The organism is Micromonospora sp. NBC_00421, from assembly GCF_036017915.1.
In the GTDB taxonomy this organism is placed as follows: Bacteria; Actinomycetota; Actinomycetes; order Mycobacteriales; family Micromonosporaceae; genus Micromonospora.
Genome location: NZ_CP107929.1, coordinates 2563751 through 2588096, shown reverse-complemented (window position 1 = coordinate 2588096; position 24346 = coordinate 2563751). Strand labels below are relative to the sequence as shown.

19 protein-coding genes, 2 pseudogenes and 1 riboswitch are annotated in these 24346 nt (G+C 75.5%); of the genes and pseudogenes, 19 read left to right on the top strand and 2 right to left on the bottom strand.

The window, feature by feature from the left end; all coding sequences use genetic code 11:
* The first annotated feature begins 19 nt into the window (after positions 1-19).
* The 18 genes and pseudogenes from OHQ87_RS11210 to OHQ87_RS11125 all read left to right on the top strand — a co-directional run.
* The gene (locus tag OHQ87_RS11210; protein ID WP_328348812.1) at positions 20-817 is read left to right on the top strand and encodes a sugar phosphate isomerase/epimerase family protein; all 798 of its coding nucleotides are present in this window, start codon (positions 20-22) and stop codon (positions 815-817) included.
* 328 nt (positions 818-1145) lie between these two features.
* Positions 1146-2264 carry an FUSC family protein gene (locus OHQ87_RS11205; protein WP_328347568.1) on the top strand — a complete coding sequence of 373 codons (1119 nt, stop codon included), beginning with the start codon at positions 1146-1148 and terminating at the stop codon, positions 2262-2264.
* 97 nt (positions 2265-2361) lie between these two features.
* Positions 2362-3588 (top strand): MFS transporter, encoded by a 1227-nt coding sequence (locus OHQ87_RS11200; protein ID WP_328347565.1) that lies wholly within the window; start codon positions 2362-2364, stop codon positions 3586-3588.
* Between the two features lie 73 nt (positions 3589-3661).
* Positions 3662-4555, top strand: a complete 894-nt coding sequence (locus OHQ87_RS11195; RefSeq protein ID WP_328347563.1) for an aldo/keto reductase — start codon at positions 3662-3664, stop codon at positions 4553-4555.
* A gap of 163 nt (positions 4556-4718) precedes the next feature.
* The gene (locus OHQ87_RS11190) at positions 4719-5054 is read left to right on the top strand and encodes a hypothetical protein (protein ID WP_328347562.1); all 336 of its coding nucleotides are present in this window, start codon (positions 4719-4721) and stop codon (positions 5052-5054) included.
* Positions 5055-5637: 583 nt separating this feature from the next.
* Positions 5638-5910, top strand: coding sequence for a hypothetical protein (locus tag OHQ87_RS11185; protein WP_328347561.1), 273 nt, complete (start codon positions 5638-5640; stop codon positions 5908-5910).
* A gap of 257 nt (positions 5911-6167) precedes the next feature.
* A riboswitch (cobalamin riboswitch) is annotated at positions 6168-6297 on the top strand.
* A 516-nt stretch (positions 6298-6813) separates the two neighbouring features.
* Positions 6814-10608 carry a cobaltochelatase subunit CobN gene (gene cobN / locus OHQ87_RS11180; RefSeq protein WP_328347559.1) on the top strand — a complete coding sequence of 1265 codons (3795 nt, stop codon included), beginning with the start codon at positions 6814-6816 and terminating at the stop codon, positions 10606-10608.
* A gap of 55 nt (positions 10609-10663) precedes the next feature.
* Complete coding sequence (locus tag OHQ87_RS11175; protein WP_442930747.1) at positions 10664-12883, top strand: VWA domain-containing protein; 2220 nt, start codon at positions 10664-10666, stop codon at positions 12881-12883.
* Positions 12883-13494, top strand: coding sequence for a cob(I)yrinic acid a,c-diamide adenosyltransferase (gene cobO / locus OHQ87_RS11170; protein WP_328347557.1), 612 nt, complete (start codon positions 12883-12885; stop codon positions 13492-13494). The genes OHQ87_RS11175 and cobO overlap by 1 nt, the downstream gene beginning before the upstream one ends.
* Entirely contained in the window at positions 13491-14837 is a 1347-nt protein-coding gene (locus tag OHQ87_RS11165) for a cobyrinate a,c-diamide synthase (RefSeq protein ID WP_442930746.1), read from the top strand. Before cobO ends, OHQ87_RS11165 begins: the two co-directional genes overlap by 4 nt.
* Positions 14834-15586: a precorrin-2 C(20)-methyltransferase gene (gene cobI / locus OHQ87_RS11160; RefSeq protein ID WP_328347554.1), complete on the top strand. Its 753-nt coding sequence runs from the start codon at positions 14834-14836 to the stop codon at positions 15584-15586. The genes OHQ87_RS11165 and cobI overlap by 4 nt, the downstream gene beginning before the upstream one ends.
* Entirely contained in the window at positions 15583-16413 is an 831-nt protein-coding gene (cobM, locus tag OHQ87_RS11155) for a precorrin-4 C(11)-methyltransferase (protein WP_328347552.1), read from the top strand. The genes cobI and cobM overlap by 4 nt, the downstream gene beginning before the upstream one ends.
* Positions 16410-17561, top strand: coding sequence for a cobalt-precorrin-5B (C(1))-methyltransferase (locus OHQ87_RS11150; protein ID WP_328347550.1), 1152 nt, complete (start codon positions 16410-16412; stop codon positions 17559-17561). Before cobM ends, OHQ87_RS11150 begins: the two co-directional genes overlap by 4 nt.
* Positions 17558-18886, top strand: coding sequence for a precorrin-6y C5,15-methyltransferase (decarboxylating) subunit CbiE (gene cbiE, locus OHQ87_RS11145; RefSeq protein ID WP_328347548.1), 1329 nt, complete (start codon positions 17558-17560; stop codon positions 18884-18886). The genes OHQ87_RS11150 and cbiE overlap by 4 nt, the downstream gene beginning before the upstream one ends.
* Positions 18883-20706, top strand: a complete 1824-nt coding sequence (gene cobJ / locus OHQ87_RS11140) for a precorrin-3B C(17)-methyltransferase (RefSeq protein ID WP_328347546.1) — start codon at positions 18883-18885, stop codon at positions 20704-20706. Before cbiE ends, cobJ begins: the two co-directional genes overlap by 4 nt.
* A gap of 23 nt (positions 20707-20729) precedes the next feature.
* Positions 20730-20930 (top strand): annotated as a pseudogene (locus tag OHQ87_RS11135) (DUF362 domain-containing protein); the annotation flags it as partial.
* Positions 20931-20997: 67 nt separating this feature from the next.
* Positions 20998-21591, top strand: a complete 594-nt coding sequence (locus tag OHQ87_RS11130) for a precorrin-8X methylmutase (RefSeq protein ID WP_328347544.1) — start codon at positions 20998-21000, stop codon at positions 21589-21591.
* Positions 21588-22469: pseudogene (locus tag OHQ87_RS11125) on the top strand (sirohydrochlorin chelatase); the annotation flags it as partial. The gene OHQ87_RS11130 and the pseudogene OHQ87_RS11125, both read left to right, overlap by 4 nt.
* Before the next feature lie 93 nt (positions 22470-22562).
* On the opposite strand, the gene crcB reads toward OHQ87_RS11125, so the two are convergent.
* On the bottom strand, positions 22563-22925 hold the full coding sequence (crcB, locus tag OHQ87_RS11120) for a fluoride efflux transporter CrcB (RefSeq protein WP_328347542.1): 363 nt from the start codon (positions 22923-22925) through the stop codon (positions 22563-22565).
* Positions 22922-23407: a fluoride efflux transporter FluC gene (locus tag OHQ87_RS11115; protein ID WP_328347540.1), complete on the bottom strand. Its 486-nt coding sequence runs from the start codon at positions 23405-23407 to the stop codon at positions 22922-22924. The genes crcB and OHQ87_RS11115 overlap by 4 nt, the downstream gene beginning before the upstream one ends.
* A 486-nt stretch (positions 23408-23893) precedes the next feature.
* Between OHQ87_RS11115 and paaI the strand changes: the two genes are divergently transcribed.
* Positions 23894-24304, top strand: a complete 411-nt coding sequence (paaI, locus tag OHQ87_RS11110) for a hydroxyphenylacetyl-CoA thioesterase PaaI (RefSeq protein ID WP_328348809.1) — start codon at positions 23894-23896, stop codon at positions 24302-24304.
* The last annotated feature ends 42 nt before the right edge of the window (positions 24305-24346 follow it).

Here is a 24346-nt window from a genome sequence, read left to right as displayed (position 1 = left end):
GGTGGTGCCGGCCCCGGGGCTGGAACGGTTCTCGTTCAACCAGGCCACCGCCCAGCACTGGCCGCTGGCCGAGGCGGTCGCCGGCTGCGTGGCGGCCGGGGTGCCCGGCATCGGCCTCTGGCGGGAACCCGTCCAGGAGTACGGCCTCGACCGGGCGGCGCGGCTGGTCCGTGCCGCCGGGCTCACCGTCACCTCGCTGTGCCGGGGCGGGTTCTTCACCGCCCCGGACTGGTGGGACGAGAACCGGCGGGCCATCGAGGAAGCCGCCACCCTCGGCACCCGGGAACTGGTGCTGGTCTCTGGCGGACTGCCACCCGGCAGCCGCGACGTCGACGGGGCCAGACGACAGGTCGCCGACGCCGTCGCCGCGCTCGCCGACCAGGCGGCGGCAGCCGGGGTACGGCTGGCCATCGAGCCGCTGCACCCGATGTTCAGCGCCGACCGGTGCGTGATCGCCACCCTCGGCCAGGCGCTCGACATCGCCGAACGGTTCGACCCGGCGGTGGTCGGGGTGGTGGTCGACACCTACCACGTGTGGTGGGACGACACGGTGTACGCGCAGGTGGCCCGGGCCGGCGACCGGATCGCCGCGTTCCAGGCGGCGGACTGGGTGACCCCGCTGCCGGAGGGGGTGCTGCTCGGCCGGGCGCTTCCCGGCGAGGGCTGCGTGGAGCTGCGCCGGCTGCGCGAGGCGGTGGATGCCGCCGGATACACCGGGCCGGTCGAGGTCGAGGTGTTCCAGGCCGCGCTCTGGTCCCGGCCCGGCCCGGCCATCCTCGCCGCCACCATCGACGCCTACCTGGCCCACGTGCACTGACCCGGCGGGGAGCGGGGGCGGGTGCCGGCCCACGTCGACCGACGCGGGCGACCGCGCGGCGCGGAGGTCGGTCGCCCGCGTGTGACGGCGGTGGAAGGCGGTTCCCTGCGGGACCGGTATGCCACTGCGGCATGAATATGACGGACAGGCATACCGGGCCGTGGCACCTCACGTCACCCGCCGCCCCGCCCCCTTGCCCGCCGCCCCGCCCCCTTGCCCGCCGCCCCGCCCCCTTGCCCGCCGCCCCGCCCCCTTGCCCGCCGCCCCGCCCCCTTGCCCGCCGGCCCGCCGACCCGCCGTAGCGTGGGGGCGGACCCGAGGAGGCGGCGTGCTGCGATGGAGTTGGTTGCGCACCTCCGCCGGCCGGCTGCGCAAGGGCTGGCTGCCGGTCGTCGAGACCACCCTGGCGGCGACTGTGGCCTGGGTGCTGGCCACCCGGATCGTCGGCCACCCGCAGCCCTTCTTCGCACCCGCCGCCGCGCTGATCGTCCTCGGTCAGGCCCGGGGCCAGCGGGTCCGCCGGGCGGTCGAGGTGGTGCTCGGGGTGGCCGCCGGGGTCCTGGTCGCCGATCTGGTGGTCCAGGCCCTGGGACCGCGTACCACCTGGACGGTCTTCACGGTCATCCTGCTCACCATCGCCCTCGCGGTGGCGGTCGGCGCGAGCACCGTCTCGGTGGTGCAGGCCGCGGTTTCCGCCCTCTACCTGGTGGTGGTCTCTCCACCCACCGAGTCGCTCGTGCCCTTCCGGTTCGTGGACGCGTTGATCGGTGGTGGGGTGGCGGTGGTGGCGAGCCAACTCATCGACGTCCGTCGGCCGCTCGCCCCGCTGGTCGCCGAGTTCCGACGGACCTTCGACGGCCTGACCGGGGTGCTGGAGGAGGTGGCCGCCGCACTCGACCGGCATGACGCGCCCGCCGCGCTGGCGGCCCTGGAACAGGCCCGGCAGCTCGACGTGGAGCCACTGCGTGACGCCGTCCTCGCCGCCGGTGAGGCGGTCCGGCTCAACGTCCGCCGCCGTCGGCACATCGGCCGGCTCCGGAGCGTGGACGCCTCCATCGGCCAGATCGACTATGCGGTACGCAACATCCGGGTGCTGGCCCGGGCCGGGGTGACCTTCAGCCGGTTACCCACCCCCGTCCCGCCCGACCTGGGCGCGGCGCTGCGCGACCTGGCCCGGGCGGTCGAGGCGGCCGGCCGGGCGCTCGCGGCCGACCTGGAGGGCGCGGAGGACACCGGTGACCGGCACGCCGAGGACGCCGACCGGGCCGCCCTGGCGGCGGTCCGCACCGCCGGGCGGCTCTTCACCCCGGGCCAGAGCCTGCCGTTGGCGATGATCGTCGGCCAGATCCGGGCCACCGCCATCGACCTGCTGCGCGGGGTGCGCACCGACGACGACGCCGCCGTGCTGGCCCGGGTGGACGAGGCGCTCGGCCTGCCCGCGCTCTGACGCCTGGGCGGTAAGGGGCGGATACCGCTTGTAACCGTGACGGATCGGGTGTGAGATCAACGGCGAGGATGCCGTACCCGGAAGGACCACCACCGTCGTGAACGTCACCACCAGCCAGCCCCACAGTGCCGTACCCCCGCCGGTGCTGGCCGCCCGCAACGGTGTCGCTGTGGTCTTCGCCCTCAACGGCCTGGCCGTGGCCACCTGGTTCGCCCGGGTCCCCGCGGTACGCGAGTCGCTCGGCCTCAGCGCCGGCCGGCTCGGCCTGCTGCTGCTGGCCATGTCCGGCGGCGCGGTGCTGGCGCTGACCAGCGCCGGCCTGGTGACCCAGCGGCTCGGCCCGGCCCGCACCGTCGTCACCTCGACCGTGCTGGTGGCCGCCGGTCTGGCCGGGGTGGGCCTCGCCGCCGGCCCGCTCGGCTCCCTGCCCGGCGTCGCGGTCGGCCTGTTCGCCCTCGGCTACGGCTCCGGCACCTGCGACGTGGCGATGAACGTCGAGGGCGCGGCGGTGGAGAAGCGGCTGGGCCGTACCATCCTGCCCCGGTTCCACGCCGCCTGGAGTCTCGGCTCGGTGGCCGGCGCGGGCCTCGGCGCCGGCGCGGCCCGGCTCGGCGTGCCGATCGCCGCCCACCTCACGGTGCTGGCGGTGCTGGTGCTCGGTGGCACCCTGCTCGGAGCCCGGTGGTTCCTGGTCGACGTCCACGCCGACGGCGGGTCGGCCCGTCGTGGTGGCCTGCTCGCGGCGTGGCGGGAGCCGCGCACCCTGCTCATCGGCGCGCTGGTGCTGGTGATGGCGTTCACCGAGGGCAGCGCGAACGACTGGCTGGCGGTCGCCTTCGTCGACGGTTACCGGGTCAGCGAGGCGGCCGGCGCCGCCGTCTTCGGGGTCTTCGTCGCCGGCATGACCATCGGCCGGACCGTCGGCACGGTGGCCATCGACCGCTGGGGTCGGGTCCCGGTACTGGTCGGCACGATCCTGCTCGCCGCCGTCGGCTCGTTGCTGGCGGTGCTGGCCGGCTCCGGTTCGCTCGCCGTGGTCGGGGTGGTCCTCTGGGGGCTGGGCGCGTCACTCGGCTTCCCGGTCGGGATGAGCGCCGCCGCCGACGACGAGGAGCGGGCACCCGCCCGGGTCAGCGTCGTCGCGGTGCTCGGCTACACGTCGTTCCTGGCCAGCCCGCCGCTGCTGGGTCTGCTCGGCGACCACGTCGGCACCCTGCACGCCCTGCTGGTGGTGCCGGTGCTGTTGATTCCGACGCTGGCCCTGGTGCCGGCGACGCGGCCACCGGCCGGCCCGACGCCCACCGCTCCGACACAAGAAAACTAGCAGTCACCGACCGTCGTCGGTATCGGGTGCGTGGCCGATCACCCAGGCCGCTGGTGCTGGTTAGGGTCGCCGAATGCCAACCGAGATCACCGCCGCAGCGGCGGGCCGCTGGACTCTGGGTGACCGCACCGTGCACCGGATGGGGTTCGGCTCGATGCGGATCACCGTCCATCCCGACCGGGACCGGGCGCTGCGCGTGCTGCGTCGGGCCGTCGAACTGGGCGTCGACCATCTCGACACCGCCGCCTTCTACGTCTCGCCGGGCGGCACGTTGAAGGTCGGCACCGGCCCCGCCCGGTACGCCACCGACCTGATCCGCGCCGCCCTCGCCCCGTACCCCGACCACCTGGTCGTCGCCACCAAGGTCGGCTTCCGGTACGACCCGACGACCGGGTTGCAGGTGGCGGTCGGCCCGGCCGACCTGCGCGCCCAGGTGGAGGAGAACCTGCGCCGGCTCGGCCGCGACCACCTCGACCTGGTCAACCTGCGGATCGTCAAACGCCCCGCGCCGGACTCCATGGCGGAACGCTTCGGGGCGCTGGCCGAGCTGCGCGACGCCGGCCTGATCCGGCACCTGGGCCTGTCCAACGTCCGACTCGACCATCTCGACGAGGCACAGACCATCGCCCCGGTGGTCTGTGTACAGAACAACTACGCCCTGGACAACCGCACCGACCAGGACGCGATGGTCCGTGAGTGCGGCGCGCGGGGCATCGCCTACGTGCCGTACTTCACCCTCGCCGGCGGCAACCGGGAGGGTGGGGCGCGCATCGACCACTCCGCGCCCGTCGAGGCCGTCGCCCGCGCCCACGGGGCCACCCCGCAGCAGGTCCGCCTCGCCTGGACCCTGCACCAGGGCCCGCACGTGCTGGCCATCCCCGGCACCGGAGATCCCGCCCACCTGGAGGAGAACGTGGCCGCTGCCGCGCTGCGCCTCACCCCCGACGACCTGGCCGCCCTGGGCTGATGCTCCGCTCGGGTGTCCGTGCCGTGCCCGGTTGATGCTCCGCTCGTGTCCGTGCCGTGCCCGGCTGATGCTCCGCCCGTGTTCAGCCGGCTGTCACGCGGCTCGCAGCGGGTTGCCAGGCAGGGATGCTCCACTGGAGGGACGTCGAGGAGAGGACGGGCAGATGGGCTGGTTCAGCCGGCGACCCCGGGTCGACGAGGGTGTTCCGACGAAGCTCGACCGGGAGGCCACCCGGGAGGACCTGACCGCGTTGGAGGACTTCGTGGCGGCCCACCGTGGGGTGGAGTTCTATCTCGAACCGGAGACCACCGCCACCGACACCACCGTCGTGGCGATCGCGCATGACGGAGAGTGGATTCGCCGTCGTACCGGCTCACCGCGGACAGCGGCGAAGCTGGCTCACCGGCACGCGGTGCCACTCTACGAGGCTGCCAAGACCGGCTACCCGGAGCGAATGCGGGCCTGGAACCGGGCCCACCCGGAACGCCGGGCCCGGTGAGCGTCGGGCCCGTTGAGCATCGGCCCGTTGAGCGTCGGGCCTGCTGAGCGTTGGGTCTGCTGAGCGTTGGGTCTGCTGAGCGTTGGGTCTGCTGAGCGTCGGGCCCGTTGAGCGTTGGGTCTGCTGAGCGCCGCGCCTGCTAGGCGGCGGACTCGTTGAACGCCGTTCGCGGCCTCGGGTCCGATTCGGGACCCCCGCGTGTCCAGCCCCGCAAGCCCGCGCGGTAGCGGCCCGCCCATGTACGACGCATCGCGGGCGGCACGTGGCTCCGAGGTGAAAGATCACGCTCGATCCATGTTCGCAACACCGTTGCGTTAACGCCATGGGCGGCTGGTCAACCCGGGACAGGAAGTGCCCGATCGGGGAGCGGGGTGGGCCCGCTTGGCGATCATGGAGTGGTGGTGCCGACTTTGGTGGCTTTACGGGCGTTCTGTTACCCACCACAACTCCATGATCGGCGAGGCAGCGGTGGTTGACGAACAGCCGTTCCACCTGACGCAACGGTGTTGTCCATGTTCGAGTGGCATCCAAGCGCTTCGAGACCACTCAAACATGGATCGAGCGTGATCTTCAGCGGTAGTGGGTGAGGAGGAGCCGGAAGGACCATCATCCGGGCGAGGGCGAGGGCGAGGGCGACGGCGACGGCGACGGCGACGGCGACGGCGACGGCGACGGCGACGGCGACGGCGACGGCGAGGGCGACGGCGACAGCGACAGCGACAGCGACAGCGACGGCGACGGCGACGGCGACGGCGACGGCGACGGCGACAGCGACAGCGACAGCGACAGCGACAGCGACAGCGACAGCGAGGGGCACCGACGGCCCGGTTCAGGTGGGCTCGGCGTGAGTCGTTGACGTCATCAGCTCGACAGGGGGCGGAGGAGAAACCCGGCCGCCGGTCGGTGCGCAGCCGGGTCGCCTTGATGGCACGTCTGCTCGCCGGTGTCATGGCTGCGTGGATCGGTGGCGCGTCTGCTCGTCGTGGCGCGTCTGCCTCGTCGGGGTCTCGTCTCCCTGACTCGTAGCCGGCGGGCTGATCGGTGGCCGGTGCGGTCGGGCGTCGTTGACCTCGGGGCGAGGAGTGTGGCAGCATTCGCGGCCTGACGGCAGTGAAGGAAGTCGGTGTGATTCCGACGCGGTCCCGCCACTGTCACCGGGGAGCGATCCCCCCTCGTGTGTCACGGCCGTGCGTGCGCGGTTGGAAGACCGGGGGTGAGCGTCGATCCGGAAGCCAGGATACTTCGGCCGTCGGAGAACCCCAGGGCGTGGACACCCGAGGAGGATCCGATGACGCGCAGCGTCTCCACCGCCGCCGATCCGATTACGGTCGGTGATTCCAGCGCCGTGACCGAGCCGGTGCTGCTCCGAGCCGGCACCGCTGGTCGTCTGCCACACCGCGCCGCGCCGCCGACGAGTCGTGCCGCCGTGCCGGCGTCGGATCGCACCGCGCCGCCGACGAGTCGTGCTGCCGTGCCGGCGTGGGGCCGCGCCGTGTCGGCGACGGGCCGGATCGTTGCGTCGGCGACGGGTCGGGTTGCGGCGTCGCCCGGCAGTCGGTGGCGCGGTCGGTCCGCCGCGTACCGCTGACGGAGCTGTTCCGGCCTGCCCGCCGGCAGCCTGTGGCGACCTCCCCGACTCCTTCCGCCGCTCGGCGTGGGTGAACCGGTACCGTCGCCGGCGCTGACCGGGCCGGCATCCATTCCCAACCCGCGCGACCCACCACGACGGTCGACCGGGTGTCACTCTCCGGAGCTGCCCGTGCGCATCCTGCTGCTGTCCACCGCCGACACCGATCTGCTCGCCGCCCGTGCCAGCGCCGCCGGCTACCGCCTCGCCAACCCCGCCCGGGTCGGCGCGGATGCCGTGCCGGCGCTGCTCGACGGCGTCGACCTGGCCGTCGTACGGCTGCTCGGTGGTCGGCAGACGTGGCCGGACGGCCTCGCGGCAGTGCTCGGCTCCGGCGTGCCCACGATCGTGCTCGGTGGCGAGGCGGTGCCCGACGCGGAGCTGATGGCGGCCTCCACGGTGGCCTCCGGGGTGGCCACCGAGGCACTGTCCTACCTGGTCGAGGGGGGTGCGGAGAACCTGGCCCAGCTGGCCCGGTTCCTGTCCGACACGGTCCTGCTCACCGGCGAGGGTTTCGACCCGCCCGCCCCCACCCCGCCGTACGGCATCCTCGACCACCGACGCCCGACCAACCCGGCTGAAGCCGCCCGCCCGGCCGAGCCGCCAGCGCACGCCGGAAAGACCGGGCAGGCCGCGCAGGCCGGGCTGACCGCGCCGACCGGGCAGGCCGGGCAGGCCGGGTGGCGGGTGGGTGGCGACGGGCGGCCGACGGTGGGGATCGTGTTCTACCGGGCGCACGCGTTGGCCGGCAACACAGGCTTCGTCGAGACCCTCGCCGAGGCGGTCGACGCGGCCGGGGGGAGCCCGCTGCCGATCTTCTGCGGCTCGTTGCGCGGGCTCGCTCCCGGTGACGGGCCACTGGACCTCTTCGCCCGCTGCGACGCGCTCGTCGTCACCGTCCTCGCCGCCGGTGGGACGGTCGCCGCCGACGCCTCCGGCGGGGGTGACGAGGATGCCTGGGACGTCGGCGCGCTCGCCGCCCTGGACGTACCGGTGATCCAGGCGCTCTGCCTGACCAGCACCCGCGAGCAGTGGGCGGCGAGCGACGCCGGAATCTCCCCGCTGGACGCGGCGATGCAGGTGGCCATCCCCGAGTTCGACGGCCGGATCATCACCGTGCCGTTCTCGTTCAAACGGGTCGACGCCGACGGGTTGTCGGTCTACGCCGCCGACGCCGGACGGGCCGCCCGGGTCGCCGGGATAGCCGTTCGGCAGGCAGGGCTGCGGCACCTATCGAACGCCGACAAGCGGCTGGCGATCGTGCTCAGTTCCTACCCGACGAAGCACTCCCGGGTCGGCAACGCCGTCGGGCTGGACACCCCGGCCTCGGCGGTACGGCTGCTCGCCGCCCTCGCCGCCGCCGGCTACCACCTCGGCGACGCGCCACCACCCACCGACGGGGACGCGCTCATCCACGCGCTGATCGCCGCCGGTGGCCACGACGTCGAGTGGCTCACCCCGGAACAGTTGTCCGCCGCCGAGGCCCGGGTGCCGGGGGAGACCTACCGGCGCTGGTTCGACCAGGTGCCGGTCGACCTGCGGGACCGGATGCGGGAACACTGGGGTGAGCCACCCGGCCGGCTCTACACCGACGGCGGTGACATCGTCCTGGCCGGGCTGCGCTTCGGCAACGTCACCCTGCTGATCCAGCCGCCGCGCGGTTTCGGCGAGAACCCGATCGCCATCTACCACGACCCCGACCTGCCACCCAGCCACCACTACCTGGCCGCGTACCGGTGGCTGGCCGCACCGGTCGGCGACGGCGGGTTCGGCGCGGACGCGGTGGTGCACCTCGGCAAGCACGGCACCCTGGAATGGCTGCCCGGCAAGGGTCTCGGCCTGGCCGCCGACTGCGCCCCGGACGCCGTGCTGGGCGACCTGCCGCTTGTCTACCCGTTCATCGTCAACGACCCAGGTGAGGGCACCCAGGCCAAGCGGCGGGCGCACGCCGTGGTGGTCGACCACCTGGTGCCGCCGATGGCCCGCGCCGAGACCTACGGAGACCTGGCGAAGCTCGAACAGCTCCTGGACGAGTACGCCACCGTGCAGGCCCTCGACCCGGCGAAGGTGCCGGTGGTCCGGGGGCAGATCTGGGAGCTGGTACGCGCCGCCGAACTGCACCACGACCTGCACACCGAGGCGATGCCCGCCGCCGACGACTTCGACGACTTCGTGCTGCACCTCGACGGTTACCTGTGCGAGGTCAAGGACGTGCAGATCCGGGACGGGCTGCACATCCTGGCCGAGGTGCCCACCGGCGAGCCCCGGGTGAACCTCGTCCTCGCCGTGCTGCGCGCCCCCCAGGTCTGGGGCGGCACCCGCGTGCTGCCCGGCCTGCGGCAGGCCCTCGCCGCCGGCTACGGCCTGGACGAGCAGACGCTGCTCGCCGAGCCCGGAGCGCGGGTGACGGTGCCGGCGGCACTGACTGATGTGGTCGACGGGCCGGCGGCCACCGCCGCCGACGCGGTGGACCTGATCGAGGCGCTGGCGCGACGACTCGTCCTCGGCATGGAGACCCTCGGCTGGGACGCCGCCCGCGCCGACGCGGTGGTGGCGGAGGTTACCGGCCGGGCCTGCCCCGACGTCGCCGAGGTGCTGCGCTTCGCCGCCCGCGAGGTGGTGCCCCGGCTGGACCGCACCACTGACGAGATCACCCACACCCTCGGCGCGCTCGACGGCCGGTTCGTGCCGCCCGGACCGTCCGGGTCGCCGACCCGGGGGCTGGTCAACGTGCTCCCCACCGGCCGCAACTTCTATTCCGTCGACCCGAAGGCGATCCCCAGCCGCAACGCCTGGGACGTCGGGGTGGCGCTGGCCGACTCGCTGCTCGCCCGCTACCTCGCCGACACCGGGGAGTACCCCCGCTCGGTCGGGTTGACCGTCTGGGGCACCAGCGCCATGCGTACCCAGGGTGACGACATCGCCGAGGTGCTGGCCCTGCTCGGCTGCCGGCCGGTCTGGGACGACCGGTCGCGGCGGGTCACCGGCGTCGAGGTGGTGCCGCCGGCGGAGCTGGGCCGCCCCCGGGTCGACGTCACGGTCCGCATCTCCGGCTTCTTCCGGGACGCGTTCCCGCACGTCGTCACCCTCCTCGACGACGCGGTACGGCTGGTCGCCGCCCTCGACGAGCCGGCCGAGGAGAACTACCTGCGGGCGCACGTGGCCGCCGACGTCGCCATGCACGGTGACGAGCGGCGGGCCACCGCCCGGATCTTCGGCTCCAGACCCGGGGCGTACGGGGCGGGGCTGCTGCCGCTGATCGACGCCCGGAACTGGCGTACCGACGCCGACCTGGCCGAGGTGTACGCCGTCTGGGGCGGCTACGCCTACGGCCGGGGCCTGGACGGGAGGGAGGCGCGGGCCGACATGGAACGCTCCTTCGCCCGGATCGCGGTGGCGGCGAAGAACCAGGACACCCGCGAGCACGACATCGTCGACTCCGACGACTACTTCCAGTACCACGGCGGGATGGTGGCGATGGTCAGGCACCTCACCGGGGCGACCCCGGCCGCCTACGTGGGCGACTCGGCGATGCCGCACGACGTGCGTACCCGCACCCTCGGTGAGGAGACCCGGCGGGTGTTCCGGGCCCGGGTGGTGAATCCGAAGTGGATCGCCGCGATGCGCCGGCACGGCTACAAGGGCGCGTTCGAGCTGGCCGCCACCGTGGACTACCTGTTCGGCTACGACGCCACCGCCGGTGTCGTCGACGACTGGATGTACGAGCACCTGGCCGAGGCGTACCTGTTCGACGCGCCGACCCGGGAGTTCCTGGAGCGGTCCAACCCGTGGGCGCTGCGCGGCATCACCGAACGGCTCCTGGAGGCCGCCGAACGTGGACTGTGGGCCGCACCCGAACCCGCCACCCTGGACCGGCTCCGCGAGACGTACCTGGCCACCGAGGGCGACCTGGAGGAGCGACAGTGAGCGCGAGGAGCGAGCCGGGTTTGCGAGCCCCGCAGTCGCGAGCGGAGGGGGGACAGTGAGCGCGAGGAGCGAGCCGGGTTTGCGAGCCCCGCAGTCGCGAGCGGAGGGCAGCACAGTGAGTCCCCCGACAACAGTGGGCGGTTATCCCTTCTCGGCGGTGCTCGGGATGGACGACATGCGGCTGGCGCTGCTGCTCAACGCGGTCAGCCCGGCGATCGGCGGGGTGCTCGTCCGGGGCGAGAAGGGCACCGCCAAGTCCACCGCCGTCCGCGCCCTCGCCGCCCTGCTGCCGCCGGTGGACCGGGTCGCCGGCTGCCGGTTCGGCTGCGACCCGGCCGCCCCCGACCCGACCTGCCCGGACGGCCCCCACCCGCACGCGGCGTCGGTCGAGCGGCGGCCGGCCCGGCTGGTGGAGCTGCCGGTCGGGGCCGCCGAGGACCGGGTGGTCGGCTCGCTCGACCTGGAGAAGGCCCTCGCCGAGGGGGTACGCGCCTTCGAGCCCGGCCTGCTCGCCGCCGCCCACCGGGGGGTGCTCTACGTCGACGAGGTGAACCTGCTCCACGACCACCTGGTCGACCTGCTCCTGGACGCCGCCGCGATGGGCCGCTGCCACGTCGAGCGGGAGGGTGTCTCGGTCAGCCATGCCGCCCGGTTCCTGCTGGTCGGCACGATGAACCCGGAGGAGGGGGAGCTGCGCCCGCAGCTGCTCGACCGGTTCGGATTGACCGTCGAGGTGGTGGCCAGCCGCGATCCGGCCGTCCGGGTGGAGGTGGTGCGTCGCCGGCTCGCCGCCGACGCCGACCCGGCCGGGTTCGCCGCCCGGTGGGCCGCCGCCGACGCCGAGGTGGCCGCCCGGGTGGCTGCCGCCCGGGACCGGCTCGACCGGGTACTGCTGCCCGACGCCGCGCTGCGGCAGATCGCCGAGGTCTGCGCCGCGTTCGACGTCGACGGGATGCGCGCCGACATCGTCACCGCCCGGACCGCCGTGGCGCACGCCGCCTGGCAGGGCCGGGACCGGGTGACCGCCGACGACGTCCGGGTCGCCGCCCGGCTGGCCCTGCCGCACCGCCGTCGCCGCGACCCGTTCGACACCCCCGGGCTGGACGAGAAGCGCCTCGACGAGGCGTTGCAGCGGGCCCGCGACGAGCACCCCGACGACGACCCACCCGACACGGACCCGACCGACACGGACCCGACCGGCCCCGGTGACCCCACCGGCGGACCGGGTGAACCAGGTGGACCGGGTGAACCAGGTGGACCGGGTGGCTCCGGCGGACCGGGCGAACCAGGTGGACCGGGTGGCTCCCCGGCTGGTGGTCCGGATGGGTGCGCCGACGGTCGGTCGGGACGGCCCGACGACGGGTCGGCCGACCGCAGCGGTGCCCGTCCCGGGCGACCCGACCAGGGCGGCACCGGGAGCCCCGGTGATCCGGCGGCGGGCGCCTCCTCGGTGGCCGTACCTCATCGGGGGATGACGGCCCGGTTGTTCACCGCGCCGGGGGTGGGCGACGGGGTGCCCGGCCGGCGGTCGCGGGCCCGGACCGGGCGGGGCCGGACCACCGGCGCGCGGGTGCCCGCCGGCCGGCCGGCCGCGCTGCACCTGCCGGCCACCCTGCGCGCCGCCGCCCCGCACCAGGCCGGGCGGGGCCGGTGCGGCGGCCGGTTGCTGCTGCGCCCCGGCGACCTGCGGGAGGCGGTCCGGGAGGGCCGCGAGGGCAACCTGGTGCTGTTCGTGGTCGACGCCAGCGGGTCGATGGGCGCCCGGCAACGGATGTCGGCGGTGAAGGGCGCGGTGCTCGCCCTGCTCACCGATGCCTACCAGCGCCGGGACACGGTGGCGGTGGTCGCCTTCCGGGGCGCGGGCGCGCAGGTGCTGCTGCCGGCCACCTCCTCGGTGCTTGCCGCGTCGGCGCGGCTGGCCGAGCTGCCCACCGGTGGGCGTACCCCGTTGGCGGAGGGGTTGCTCGCCGCCGCCGACCTGCTGCGGGTGCAGCGGCTGCGGGACCCGCGACGGCGTCCGCTGGTGCTGGTCGTCACCGACGGCCGGGCCACCGCCGGCACCCGGCCGCTGGAGCGGTCGGCGCGGGCGGCGGCCGTGCTGGCCGCCACCGGTGCGTCGTGTGTGGTGGTCGACTGCGAGTCGGGCCCGGTCCGGCTGCACCTGGCCCGCCGGCTGGCCGGTCAGCTCGGCGCGGCCCACCACCACCTGGACACGGTGGCCGCCGACCCGCTGGCCGGCCTCGCCACCGTCGGAGCGAATCGGAGCGTGCGCTGATGCCGCAGGGAAGACCGGAGCACGTGCCCGCCGACGGGTTGACCACCAGGCAGCGGCGGCACCGCCCGCTGACGATCGTGCACACCGGGCAGATGAAGGGGAAGTCGACCGCCGCGTTCGGGCTGGCGCTGCGGGCCTGGACCGCCGGGCTGCCGATCGGGGTGTTCCAGTTCGTCAAGAGCGCCAAGTGGCGGGTCGGCGAGGAGAACGCCTTCCGCGCCCTGGGCCAGGTGCACGCCGACACCGGACAGGGCGCCCCGGTCGCCTGGCACAAGATGGGCGAGGGCTGGTCCTGGATCCAGCGCGGCGGCGACGCCGACCACGCCGCCGACGCGCTGGAGGGGTGGCGGCAGATCCAACGCGACCTCGCCGCGGAGCGCTACGGCCTGTACGTCCTGGACGAGTTCACCTACCCGATGACATGGGGCTGGGTGGACGTCGACGAGGTGGTCGACACCCTCACCCACCGGCCCGGCTTCCAGCACGTGGTGATCACCGGCCGGGACGCCGACCCGCGCCTGGTCGAGGCGGCCGACCTGGTCGCCGAGCTGACCAAGGTCAAGCACCCGATGGACGCCGGCCAGAAGGGCCAGAAGGGCATCGAGTGGTGACCGCGCTGCCCCGGGTGGTGGTCGCCGCCCCGGCCAGTGGGCACGGCAAGACCACGGTGGCCACCGGGCTGCTCGCCGCGCTGCGCCGCCGGGGTCTCGCGGTCAGCCCGCACAAGGTCGGCCCCGACTACATCGACCCCGGATACCACGCGCTCGCCGCCGGCCGTCCGGGTCGCAACCTCGACCCGTGGCTGGTCGGGGAGGAGCTGATCGCCCCGCTGCTGCGACACGGCGCGAGCGTCCCCGTCCCCGCCGACGTCGCGGTGGTCGAGGGGGTGATGGGGTTGTACGACGGCGCGGTCGGCCGGGCCGGGTACGCCTCCACGGCCCACGTGGCCACGCTGATCGACGCGCCGGTGCTGCTGGTCCTGGACACCACCGCACAGGGGCGTTCGGCCGCCGCGCTGGTGCTCGGCATGCGCGCCTTCGACCCGGCGGTGCGGATCGGCGGGGTCATCCTCAACCGGGTCGGCTCGCCCCGGCACGAGACCCTGTTGCGCGACGCGCTCGCCGAGATCGGCGTACCGGTGCTGGGGGCGGTCACCCGGGCCGTGGAGGTGGCCGCGCCCGCCCGGCACCTGGGGCTGGTGCCGGTCGCCGAGCGGGCACCTGAGTCACGTGCCGTCGTCGAGGCGCTCGCCGGGCTCGTCGAGTCCACGATCGACCTGGACGCCGTGCTCGACCTGGCCCGCAGCGCACCACCGCTGACCGTGGACGCCTGGGATCCGACAGTCGCCGTCGGTGGCCCGGCCGGCGGGGACCGTCCGGTCGTCGCGGTCGCCGCCGGAGCCGCCTTCACCTTCTCGTACGCCGAGACCGCCGAACTGCTCGCCGCCGCCGGGGCGACCGTGGCCCCGTTCGACCCGTTGCGTGACCCGGCGCTGCCGCCCGGCACCCGGGCCGTGGTGATCGGCGGGGGTTTCCCCGAGGTGCACGTGGAGGCGTTGAGCGCCAACACCGGGCTCCGCGCCGAGCTGGCCGGCTTCGCCGGGCCGGTGGTCGCCGAGTGCGCCGGGCTGCTCTACCTCGGCCGGTCCCTGGACGGGGTGCCGATGTGCGGCCGGCTCGACCACCACGCCCGGATGACCGGCCGGCTCACCCTCGGCTACCGCGACGCGGTCTCCGCCGTCGACTCCCCGGTCCACCCCGCCGGTGAGCCGGTACGCGGCCACGAGTTCCACCGCACCGTCACCGACCCCGGTCACGGCGACCGACCCGCCTGGCGCTGGGACGGCACCGCCCACGGTTTCGTCACCGGGCAGGTGCACGCCTCCTACCTGCACACCCACTGGGCGGGTCGACCACGGGCCGCCCGACGCCTGGTCGAGGCGGCGAGCCGGTGACCGCCGCCACGTTGACCGGGGTGGGGGTCGGGCCGGGGGACCCGGAACTGCTCACCCTGAAGGCGGTCCGGGTGCTGGCCGAGGCCGACCTGGTGGTCGTACCGGTGCTGGACCGGCTGGCGGCGGACCCGGCGACGCCCCCCGGCCGGGCCGAGACGACGGTCCGCGCACACGTGCCGGCGGACCGGCTGCGCCGGCTGCCCTTCGCCCTCGACGACCGGGGCGGGGTGACCGAACGTCGACAACGCGCCTGGGACGCCGCCGCCCGTGCCGTGGTCGACGCCATCGACGGCGGTGCCCGGTCGGTCGCCTTCGCCACCATCGGCGACCCGAACGTCTACTCCACCTTCGACTACCTGGCCCAGGGCGTCCGGGCGCTGCGCCCGGCGGTGCGGGTGCACACCGTCCCCGGGGTCACCGCCCTGCAGGAGCTGGCCGCCCGCAGTGGCGTCCCGCTGTGTCAGGGGCGGGAACCGCTGACCCTGCTGCCCGCCACCGCCGGTCTGACACCGGTCGCCGACGCCCTCGCCGGGCCGGGCACCGTCGTGGTCTACAAGGGCTGGCGTCGGCACAGGGAACTGGTCGACGAACTGCGCCGACAGGGCCGGCTCGACGACGCGGTGCTCGGCCGGGGGCTCGGCCTGCCCGGTGAGTGGATCGGGCCGGTCGGGCCGGCCGACGACGACCTGCCGTACCTGTCGACGCTGCTGGTCCCGGCCCGCCGGGACCGGCGGGGAGGAAAACTGTGACGTCCACCGGAAAGGTGTGGTTCGTGGGGGCCGGGCCCGGCGCCGCCGACCTGCTCACCCTGCGCGCCGCCCGGGTGATCGCCGACGCCGACGTGGTGATCTGGGCGGCCAGCCTGGTGCACGCCGACGTGCTGGCACACGCCCGCCCCGACGCCGAGATCGTCGACTCGTCGCAGCTGCCCATCGAGGGGGTGCTGCCGCTCTACCGGCGGGCCGCCGCCGACCGGCTCACCGTGGCCCGGATCCACTCCGGCGACCCGGCGCTCTGGGGTGCGGTGCAGGAGCAGCTCGACCTGTGCCGGGCCCTCGACCTGGCCGTGGAGATCATCCCCGGGGTCTCCTCGTTCACCGCCGTCGCCGCGATCGTCGGCCGGGAACTGACCATCCCCGAGGTGGCCCAGTCGGTGATCCTCACCCGGTTGGAGGGCGGTAAGACGCCGATGCCGGCGGGGGAGCGGGTCCGTGACTTCGCCCGGCACGGCACCACCATGGCGCTGTTCCTGTCCGCCGCCCGCGCCGGGCAGGCCCAGGCCGAACTGCTCGCCGGCGGCTACCCGGCCGACACCCCGGTCGTGGTGGCCTACCAGGCGACCTGGCCGGACGAGCTGGTGGTGCGGTGCGCGCTCGGCGACCTGGCGGCCACCGTCAGGGAACACCGGTTGTGGAAGCACACCCTGTTCCTGGTCGGCCCGGCGCTCGCCGCCAGCGGCACCCGTTCGCACCTCTACCACCCCGGGCACTTCCACACCTTCCGCCGGGCCGAGCCGACCGCCCGCGCCGAGCTGCGCCGGTCCCGCGCCGCCGGACCGGGGGACGCGACACCGTGACGTACGCCGAGCCGCCGTTGCGCGAGCCGGACCTGCCGCGTACCGCGAAGGTCCGGCCGGTCGCGCTGCGGACCGGCTGGACCACCGGCGCGTGCGCGACGGCGGCGGCGAAGGCGGCGGTGACCGCCCTGGTCACCGGGGTTCCCCAGCGGGAGGTGGAGATCGGGCTGCCCGCCGGTCGGCGGGTGTCCTTCCCGGTCGTCCGCTGCGACCTCAGCGGACCGCCCGACCCGCAGGCGGAGGCGGTGGTGGTGAAGGACGCCGGGGACGACCCGGACGTCACCCACGGCGCGCACCTCACCGCCACCGTCGGCTGGCGGCCCCGGCCCGGCCTGGACCTCGCCGGAGGCTCCGGCGTCGGCACCGTCACCCGACCCGGGCTCGGCCTCGCCGTCGGCGGGCCGGCCATCAACGACACCCCCCGGCGGATGATCGGCCAGGCCGTCGCCGAGGTGGTCGACCTGACCGAGGTGGGCGTCCGGGTGGTGATCAGCGTGCCGGGCGGTGAGGTGATGGCCCGTAGGACCACCAACCGGCGGCTCGGCATCGTCGGCGGCATCTCGATCCTCGGCACCACCGGCGTCGTCCGGCCGTTCTCCACCGCCTCCTGGCGGGCCAGCGTGGTGCAGGCGGTGCACGTGATGGCCGCCCAGGGGGAGCGGACCGTGGTGCTGTGCACCGGTGGGCGCACCGAACGGGCCGCCCGCACGCTGCTGCCGGAGCTGCCCGAGGTGTGTTTCGTCGAGGTCGGTGACTTCACCGGCGCGGCCGTCACCGCCGCCGTCGGCGACGCGATGACCGGGGTGGTCTTCGTCGGGATGGCCGGCAAGCTGGCGAAACTCGCCGCCGGCATCCTGATGACCCACTACACCCGCTCGAAGGTGGACCTGTCCCTGCTCGGCGCGGTCACCGCCGAGGCGGGTGGCGACGCCGACCTGGTCGCGGCGGTGCTGGCGGCCAACACCGGCCGGCACGCGTACGAGCTGTGGGAGGCCGCCGGGCTGCTGCGGCCCGCCGGTGACCTGCTCTGCGGCCGGGTCCGCCAGGTGCTGCGCCGCTTCGCCGGACCGGTGCCCACCGTCGACGTGGCGATGGTCGACTTCACCGGTGACCATCTGGTCGCCTCCTCCGGCCGGTGGCCGGCATGACGCGCTCGCCGATGCCGGCTGGGACCGGACCGGAGCCGGTGGCCGGCGGGTCCGGATCGGTGCCGCTGGTCGAGGTGCTGCGGCCGGAGCCGGTCGTGGTGGTGGGGATGGACGCGGTCGGTCGGTCGTTGCCCCCGCCGGCGCTCGCCGCCCTGGCCGGGGCCGGGCTGGTCGTCGGGGCGGCCCGGCACCTGGCCGCCGTTCCGGTGCCGCCCGGCGTCGACACCGTCACCCTCGGCCCGCTCGCCCCCGCGCTGGACCGGCTCGCCGCCGCCCACGCCGCCGGGCAGCCGGCCGTCGTGCTGGCCAGCGGCGACCCCGGGTTCTTCGGCGTGGTACGCCGGCTGCGCGTCGCCGGACTGCCGGTGCGGGTGCTGCCGGCGGTGTCCAGCGTGGCCGCCGCGTTCGCCCGTGCCGGCCTCGACTGGGACGGCGCGGTGGTGGTCACCGCCCACGGGCGTGAGCTGGGCCCCGCGCTCAACGCCTGCCGGGCGCTGCCCGCCGTCGCCGTGCTCACCGCGCCGGGTGCCGGGGCCGCCGAGATCGGTGCCGGGCTGGTCGGCTGGTCCCGCCGCCTGCTGGTCGCCGAGCACCTGGGCAGCGCCGCCGAGCGGGTCACCTGGACCACCCCGGAGCAGGCCGCCACCCGCCGCTGGGCCGACCCGCACGTCCTGCTCAGCCTGACCCCGACCGCCGCCGGGACCGGTGACCCGGAGGGCAGCCACGGCCCGGGTGGTGTCGGGCCGGTGCGGGAGGACAACCAGCCGGCCGCCGCGCCCGCCGTCGGGTGGGCGCTGCCCGAGTCCGCGTACCAGCACCGGGACTCGATGATCACGAAGGCCGAGGTACGGGCGCTGGCCGTCGCCCGGCTGCGCCCCCGGCTCGGCCGGCTGGTCTGGGACGTCGGCGCGGGCAGCGGGTCGGTCGGCATCGAGTGCGCGCTGCTCGGCGCGGCGGTGATCGCCATCGAGCGGGACCCGACCGCCCCGATCGCCCACAACGCCGCCCGGCACGGCGTCGACGTCCGGGTGGTCACCGGTGACGCACCAGCCGTGCTGGGTGCGCTGCCCGATCCGGACGCCGTCTTCGTCGGCGGCGGGGGCACCGACGTGCTGGCCGCCGTCGTCGACCGTCGCCCCGCCCGGGTGGTGGTCGCCCTCGCCGCCCTGGACCGGGTCGCCCCGGCGGTGCACCTGCTGCGCGCCGCCGGCTACCCGGTGACGGGCAGCCAGCTCACCGCCGCCCGCCTCGCCGACCTGCCCGGCGGATCCATTCGACTCGCGGCCACCAACCCGGTGGTCGTCCTCACCGGGGAGCGCCCGTGACCGCCACCGCACCACGCCGGCACCGGGGAACGCCCGAAACCGGCACCGGCCCGCACCGGATCGGACTCGTCGCGGCCACCGCCGCCGGTCGCCGGCACGCCCGCACCCTGGCCGCCGCCTGGCCGCACGCCCGACTCGTCGAGGCCGACGGGGTCGCCGACGCGCTGCGGACGGCCTGGGCGGGGTACGACGCGGTGGTGGCGTTCCTGGCCACCGGGGCGGTGGTGCGGATCCTGGCGCCGGTGCTCGGTGACAAGCGCACCGACCCGGCCGTGGTGGTGGTCGACGAGGCCGCCCGGCACGCCGTCGCCCTGCTCGGCGGCCATGCCGGGGGAGCGAACGCGCTGGCTGCCGAGGTGGCCGCGCTGCTCGACGCCCGACCGGTGGTCACCACCGCCACCGACGCGGTCGACCTGCCCGGCCTGGACACCCTCGGTTGGCCGGTCGAGGGGGCGGTGGCGGCGGTGTCCCGGGCGATCCTCGACGGCGAACCGGTCCGGCTGGTCGCCGACGCGGTCTGGCCGCTGCCCGCCCTGCCGCCGAACGTCCACCTCGTCCACCCGGCCGCCGCGGACCCGTCCACCGCGCCTGACCCGCAGGCACCGGCCGGACCGGAGCCCACCGCCGGCCCGGATCGTGGCGTGGGGGTGGAGGGCGGGTACCGGGTGCTGGTCACCGACCGGGTCGTGCCGGTCGACGACCGGACCGCCGTGCTGCGACCGCCGTCCCTGGTCGCCGGGGTGGGGTCCAGCCGGGGGGTGGACGCCGCCGAGGTCGACGCGCTGCTGCGCCGGGCGCTCGGCGACGCCGGGTTGAGCCCGGCCAGCCTGCGCTGCCTGGCCAGTGCCGACGTCAAGGCCGACGAGGAGGGCATCCGGGCCACCGCCGACGTGCTCGGCGTACCGCTGCGGACCTGGCCGGCGGCGGAGCTGGCGACGGTCGACGTGCCGCACCCCAGCGAGGTGGTCCGGGCCGCGGTGGGCACGCCCAGCGTCGCCGAGGCGGCGGCGCTGCACGACGGCGGCACCCTGCTGGTGCCGAAGACCGCTTCGGCGATGGCCACCGTCGCGGTAGTCCGGCAGGCACCGCGTGGCCGGCTGGCCATCGTCGGCCTGGGCCCCGGCGCGGCCGACCTGCGTACCCCGCGCGCCGTCACCGAACTGCGCCGGGCCGCCGTGGTCGTCGGCCTCGACCAGTACGTCGACCAGGTCCGTGACCTGCTCCGGCCGGGCACCCGGGTGCTCGCCAGCGGGCTCGGCGCGGAGGAGGAACGCGCCCGCAGCGCCGTCGCCGAGGCCACCGCCGGGCAGGCCGTCGCGCTGATCGGCTCCGGCGACGCCGGGGTGTACGCGATGGCCAGCCCCGCCCTGGAGTACGCCGACGAGCGGATCGACGTGGTCGGGGTGCCCGGGGTGACCGCCGCGCTGGCCGCCGCCGCGCTGCTCGGCGCGCCGATCGGGCACGACCACGTCTACCTGAGCCTGTCCGACCTGCACACCCCGTGGGCGGTCATCGAACGGCGGGTCGCCGCCGCCGCCGAGGCGGACCTGGTCGCGCTGCTCTACAACCCGCGCAGCCGGGCCCGGCACTGGCAGCTCGGGGCGGTGCTGAAGACGTTCGCCGCGCACCGCCCGCCGCAGACCCCGGTCGGCGTGGTACGTCACGCCAGCCGACCCGACGAAGAGGTCCACCTGGCCACCCTCGCCACCTTCGACCCGACAGTGGTCGACATGTACGGGCTGGTGGTGGTGGGCAGCTCGCAGACCCGGCTGGTCGGCGGCCGGATGGTCACCCCCCGGGGCTACCGGTGGCGCGAGTGATCCCCGCCGTGCCCCCGCCCGGGGTGGCTCCGGCTGGCGCGGCAGCGGGGGCCCACGGGTTCCCACCGGTGGTGATCGACGCCTGTCAGGGCTGCGGGGCCTGCCTGCGTACCTGCCCCACGCACGCGATCCGGCCGGTGCCCGGCGGGCTGACCGTCCGGGCCGACCGCTGCACCGGCTGCCTGGAGTGTGTGGAGATCTGCCCGGTGGACGCGATCCGGGCCACCACCGATGTGCGAGGAGCGCCATGACCGGACATGCCGTCGCCCGACCGACCGCCGGGGGTGGCCGGTGAGCCGGGTCGTCCACCCGATCGAACGGGAGTCCTACCGGATCCTGCGGGACCGGGTGGACCTGGGACGGCTGCCGCCGTTGACTCGCGCGGTCGTCGAGCGGGTGGTGCACGCCAGCGCCGACCTCGACTACGTCACCGACCTGGTCTGCGACGAGGTGGCGCTGGCCGGTGGGCTGGCCGCGCTGCGGGCCGGGGCGCCGATCGTCACCGACGTGGCGATGGTGGCCGCCGGGATCACCCACCCGGGGCGGGAGATCGTCTGCCCGGTCGGTGAACCGGCCACCGCCGTCCTGGCCCGGGAGGCCGGGCTGACCCGGTCGGCGGCGGCCGTCCGGATCGCCCTGGACCGGGTCGGCCCGGGGGCGGTCTGGGTGGTCGGTTGCGCGCCGACCGCACTTGTCGAGTTGATCGCGGTGGCAGCCGCCCCGGCGCTTGTGGTCGGCCTGCCGGTCGGCTTCGTCGGGGCCGCCGAGTCCAAGGCGGCGTTGCGGGCCAGTGGCCTGCCCGCCGTGTCCAACATCGGCGAGAAGGGCGGCTCGGCGGTCGCCGCCGCCGCCCTCAACGCCCTGCTCTATCTGGAGGAATCATGACCGCACTGGTCATCGTCGGGCACGGTACGCGCAGCGCGGCCGGGGTCGGTCAGTTCGCGGCCCTCGTCGACCGGGTCCGGCACCGGGCCGGGGCCGCTGTCGGCGACGTCGAGGGTGGTTTCATCGAGCTGTCCCGGCCGCCGTTGACCGACGCGGTCAGCGCGCTGGTCGCGCGGGGTCACCTGTCGCTTGTCGCGCTGCCGCTGGTGCTCACCGCCGCCGGTCACGGCAAGGGTGACATCCCCGCCGCGATGGCGCGTGAGCGGGATCGGCACGCCGGCCTGACCTACCGGTACGGTCGGCCGCTCGGCCCGCACCCGCTGCTGCACACCGTCCTGGAGCAACGGATCGACGCCGCGCTGGCCGGGGCCGACCGGGCCGGCACCTGGGTGGCGCTGATCGGGCGCGGCGCCACCGACCCGGACGCCAACGCCGAGGTGGCGAAGGTGGCCCGGCTGCTCTGGGAGGGGCGGGGTTACGCCGGAGTCGAGCCGGGTTTCATCTCGCTGGCCGAGCCGTCCGTGCCGGCGGTGCTGGACCGGCTGGGTCGGCTCGGCGCCCGCCGGATCGTGGTCGCCCCGTACTTCCTGTTCGCCGGGGTGCTACCGGACCGGATCGTGGACCAGTCGCGGGCGTTCGCCGCCGACCGTCCCGACCTCGACATCCGGGTCGCCGAGGTGATCGGCGACTGCGACGCCCTGGCCGACCTGGTGCTGCAACGGCAGGCCGAGGCGCTGGGCGGGGACATCCGGATGAACTGCGACACCTGCGTGTACCGGGTGTCGATGCCCGGCTTCGCCGACAAGGTGGGCCGCCCGCAGACCCCGCACGACCACCCCGACGACCCGGTCGACGGCCATGGTCACCACCACCGGCACGGCGACGGCCACGAGCACGGCCACGAGCACGGCGGAGGCCACGAGCACGCCGGCCGGGACGTGACCACGGTCCGCTGAGGTCCGGCCCGCCGGTCAGCCGGTGAGCGCCTGGGCCAGGGCGAAGCCGAGCGTGGCCGCGCCCAGCCCGGCGACGACGCTGACCAGGGCGTTGGCCACCGCGTGCCGCCGGGCACCGGCGCGGGCCAGCCGAACGGTCTCGTAGCCGAAGGTGGACCAGGTGGTCAGCGCGCCGCAGAAGCCGGTGCCGACCAGCGCGGTCACCGCCGGCCCGACGGGCATCCCGACCACCGCGCCGAGCAGCAGCGAGCCGGCGAGGTTGACGGTCAGCGTCCCCCACGGGAACCGGGAGTCGTGGCGGGCCTGCACCGCGCGGTCGGTGAGGTAACGCAGCGGCGCGCCGAGCGCCGCGCCCAGCGCGATCAGCAGCACGGTCACCGGGGGACCTCCCGGCCGGTGCGCCGGTCCAGCAGCCGGGAGGCCAGGGCGTCACCGGCGACGACCGCCAGCAGGCCGCCGACCAGGGTGGCGGCCAGGTAGCACAGGGCCGTCCCGGCGGCCCCGGAGGCCAGCGCCCGGTGCACGTCCACCACGTACGCGGAGAAGGTGGTGAAGCCGCCGAGCACGCCTACCCCGACGAAGGGCCGGACCAGCGGGCCGACCCGACGCCGGCCGAGCACCGCCATCAGCGCCCCGATCAGCAGGCAACCGGTGACGTTCACGGCAAAGGTGGACCAGGGGAAACCGGTCGGGGCGTACGGCAGGGCCGTCTGCACCCCGGCGCGGGCCAGCGCCCCGAGCATCCCACCGGCGGCGATCGCGCCCAGCACGGCGGCCGGGCGGGCGGTCAGCTCACCCCGGTCGGCCGGGACGTGCAGGTCGACGTCGGGATCGACGCGGCGCGTTGACCGTGGTGCCATCGGGACCTCCCCACCAGTACGTGGACCACTGGCAGGGACCGTTGGCGCGTCCGGCGCGGTTCTCCCGGTCGACGCCGGGACGGCGGGCCCCACCGCCGACACGTCCGTGAGCATAGCCCGGCCGACCTCCCCCCGCCGCCCGGAGGAGGTGACGCCGCAGGTCGCGGTGCCCGCCCCGCCCCCCGCGGCCGGTGGTCACCGCTCCGCCCGCGTACGGTCGGCAGCGGCGACCGGCGTCGGCCCCGGTCGTCGCGCCGGGTGACCACAGGAGGAACCGTGCCGGACCGCAGCCCACGCCCCGGCGAACCGGACCTTGCCGGGCGGACCGGCGGCAGGCGGCGCGGCGGCGGGCGGGCCGGGCGGGTGGAGCCCGCCTCCGCCGTGGAGAAGGAGCCCGCCGGGGAGGGCCCGGCGGGCGGGAAGAACGAGCCCGCCGGGGAGAGAGGAGCCGGTGGGGGCGGGACGGGCCGGACGGCCGCCCATGACATGTTCGACGCCGACGTGGCGTCCCGGGGCCTCGGCATCGAGCTGGTCTCGGCCGGCGGCGGTGCGGCGGTGGCCCGGATGCGGGTGACCGCCGGGATGGTCAACGGGCACCGGATCGGCCACGGTGGTTTCGTCTTCCTGCTCGCCGACACCGCCTTCGCGCTGGCCTGCAACACCCACGGCCCGGCCACCGTCGCGGCCGGCGGCGAGATCAGCTTCCTGCGCCCCGTCCGCGAGGGCGACCTGCTGACCGCGTACGCCAGCGAACGCGTCCGGTACGGCCGCAGCGGCATCTACGACGTGACCGTCACCCGGGGCGACGAGGTGGTGGCCGAGTTCCGGGGACGCAGCCGCACCCTCGACCGGCCGGTCGGCGAGGGGTCCGTGCCCCGTCGCGGGGGTGAGGTTTGACCGTCGTGCTGCGGGAAAGAGTAGCGGGGTGTCCGCTGTGCA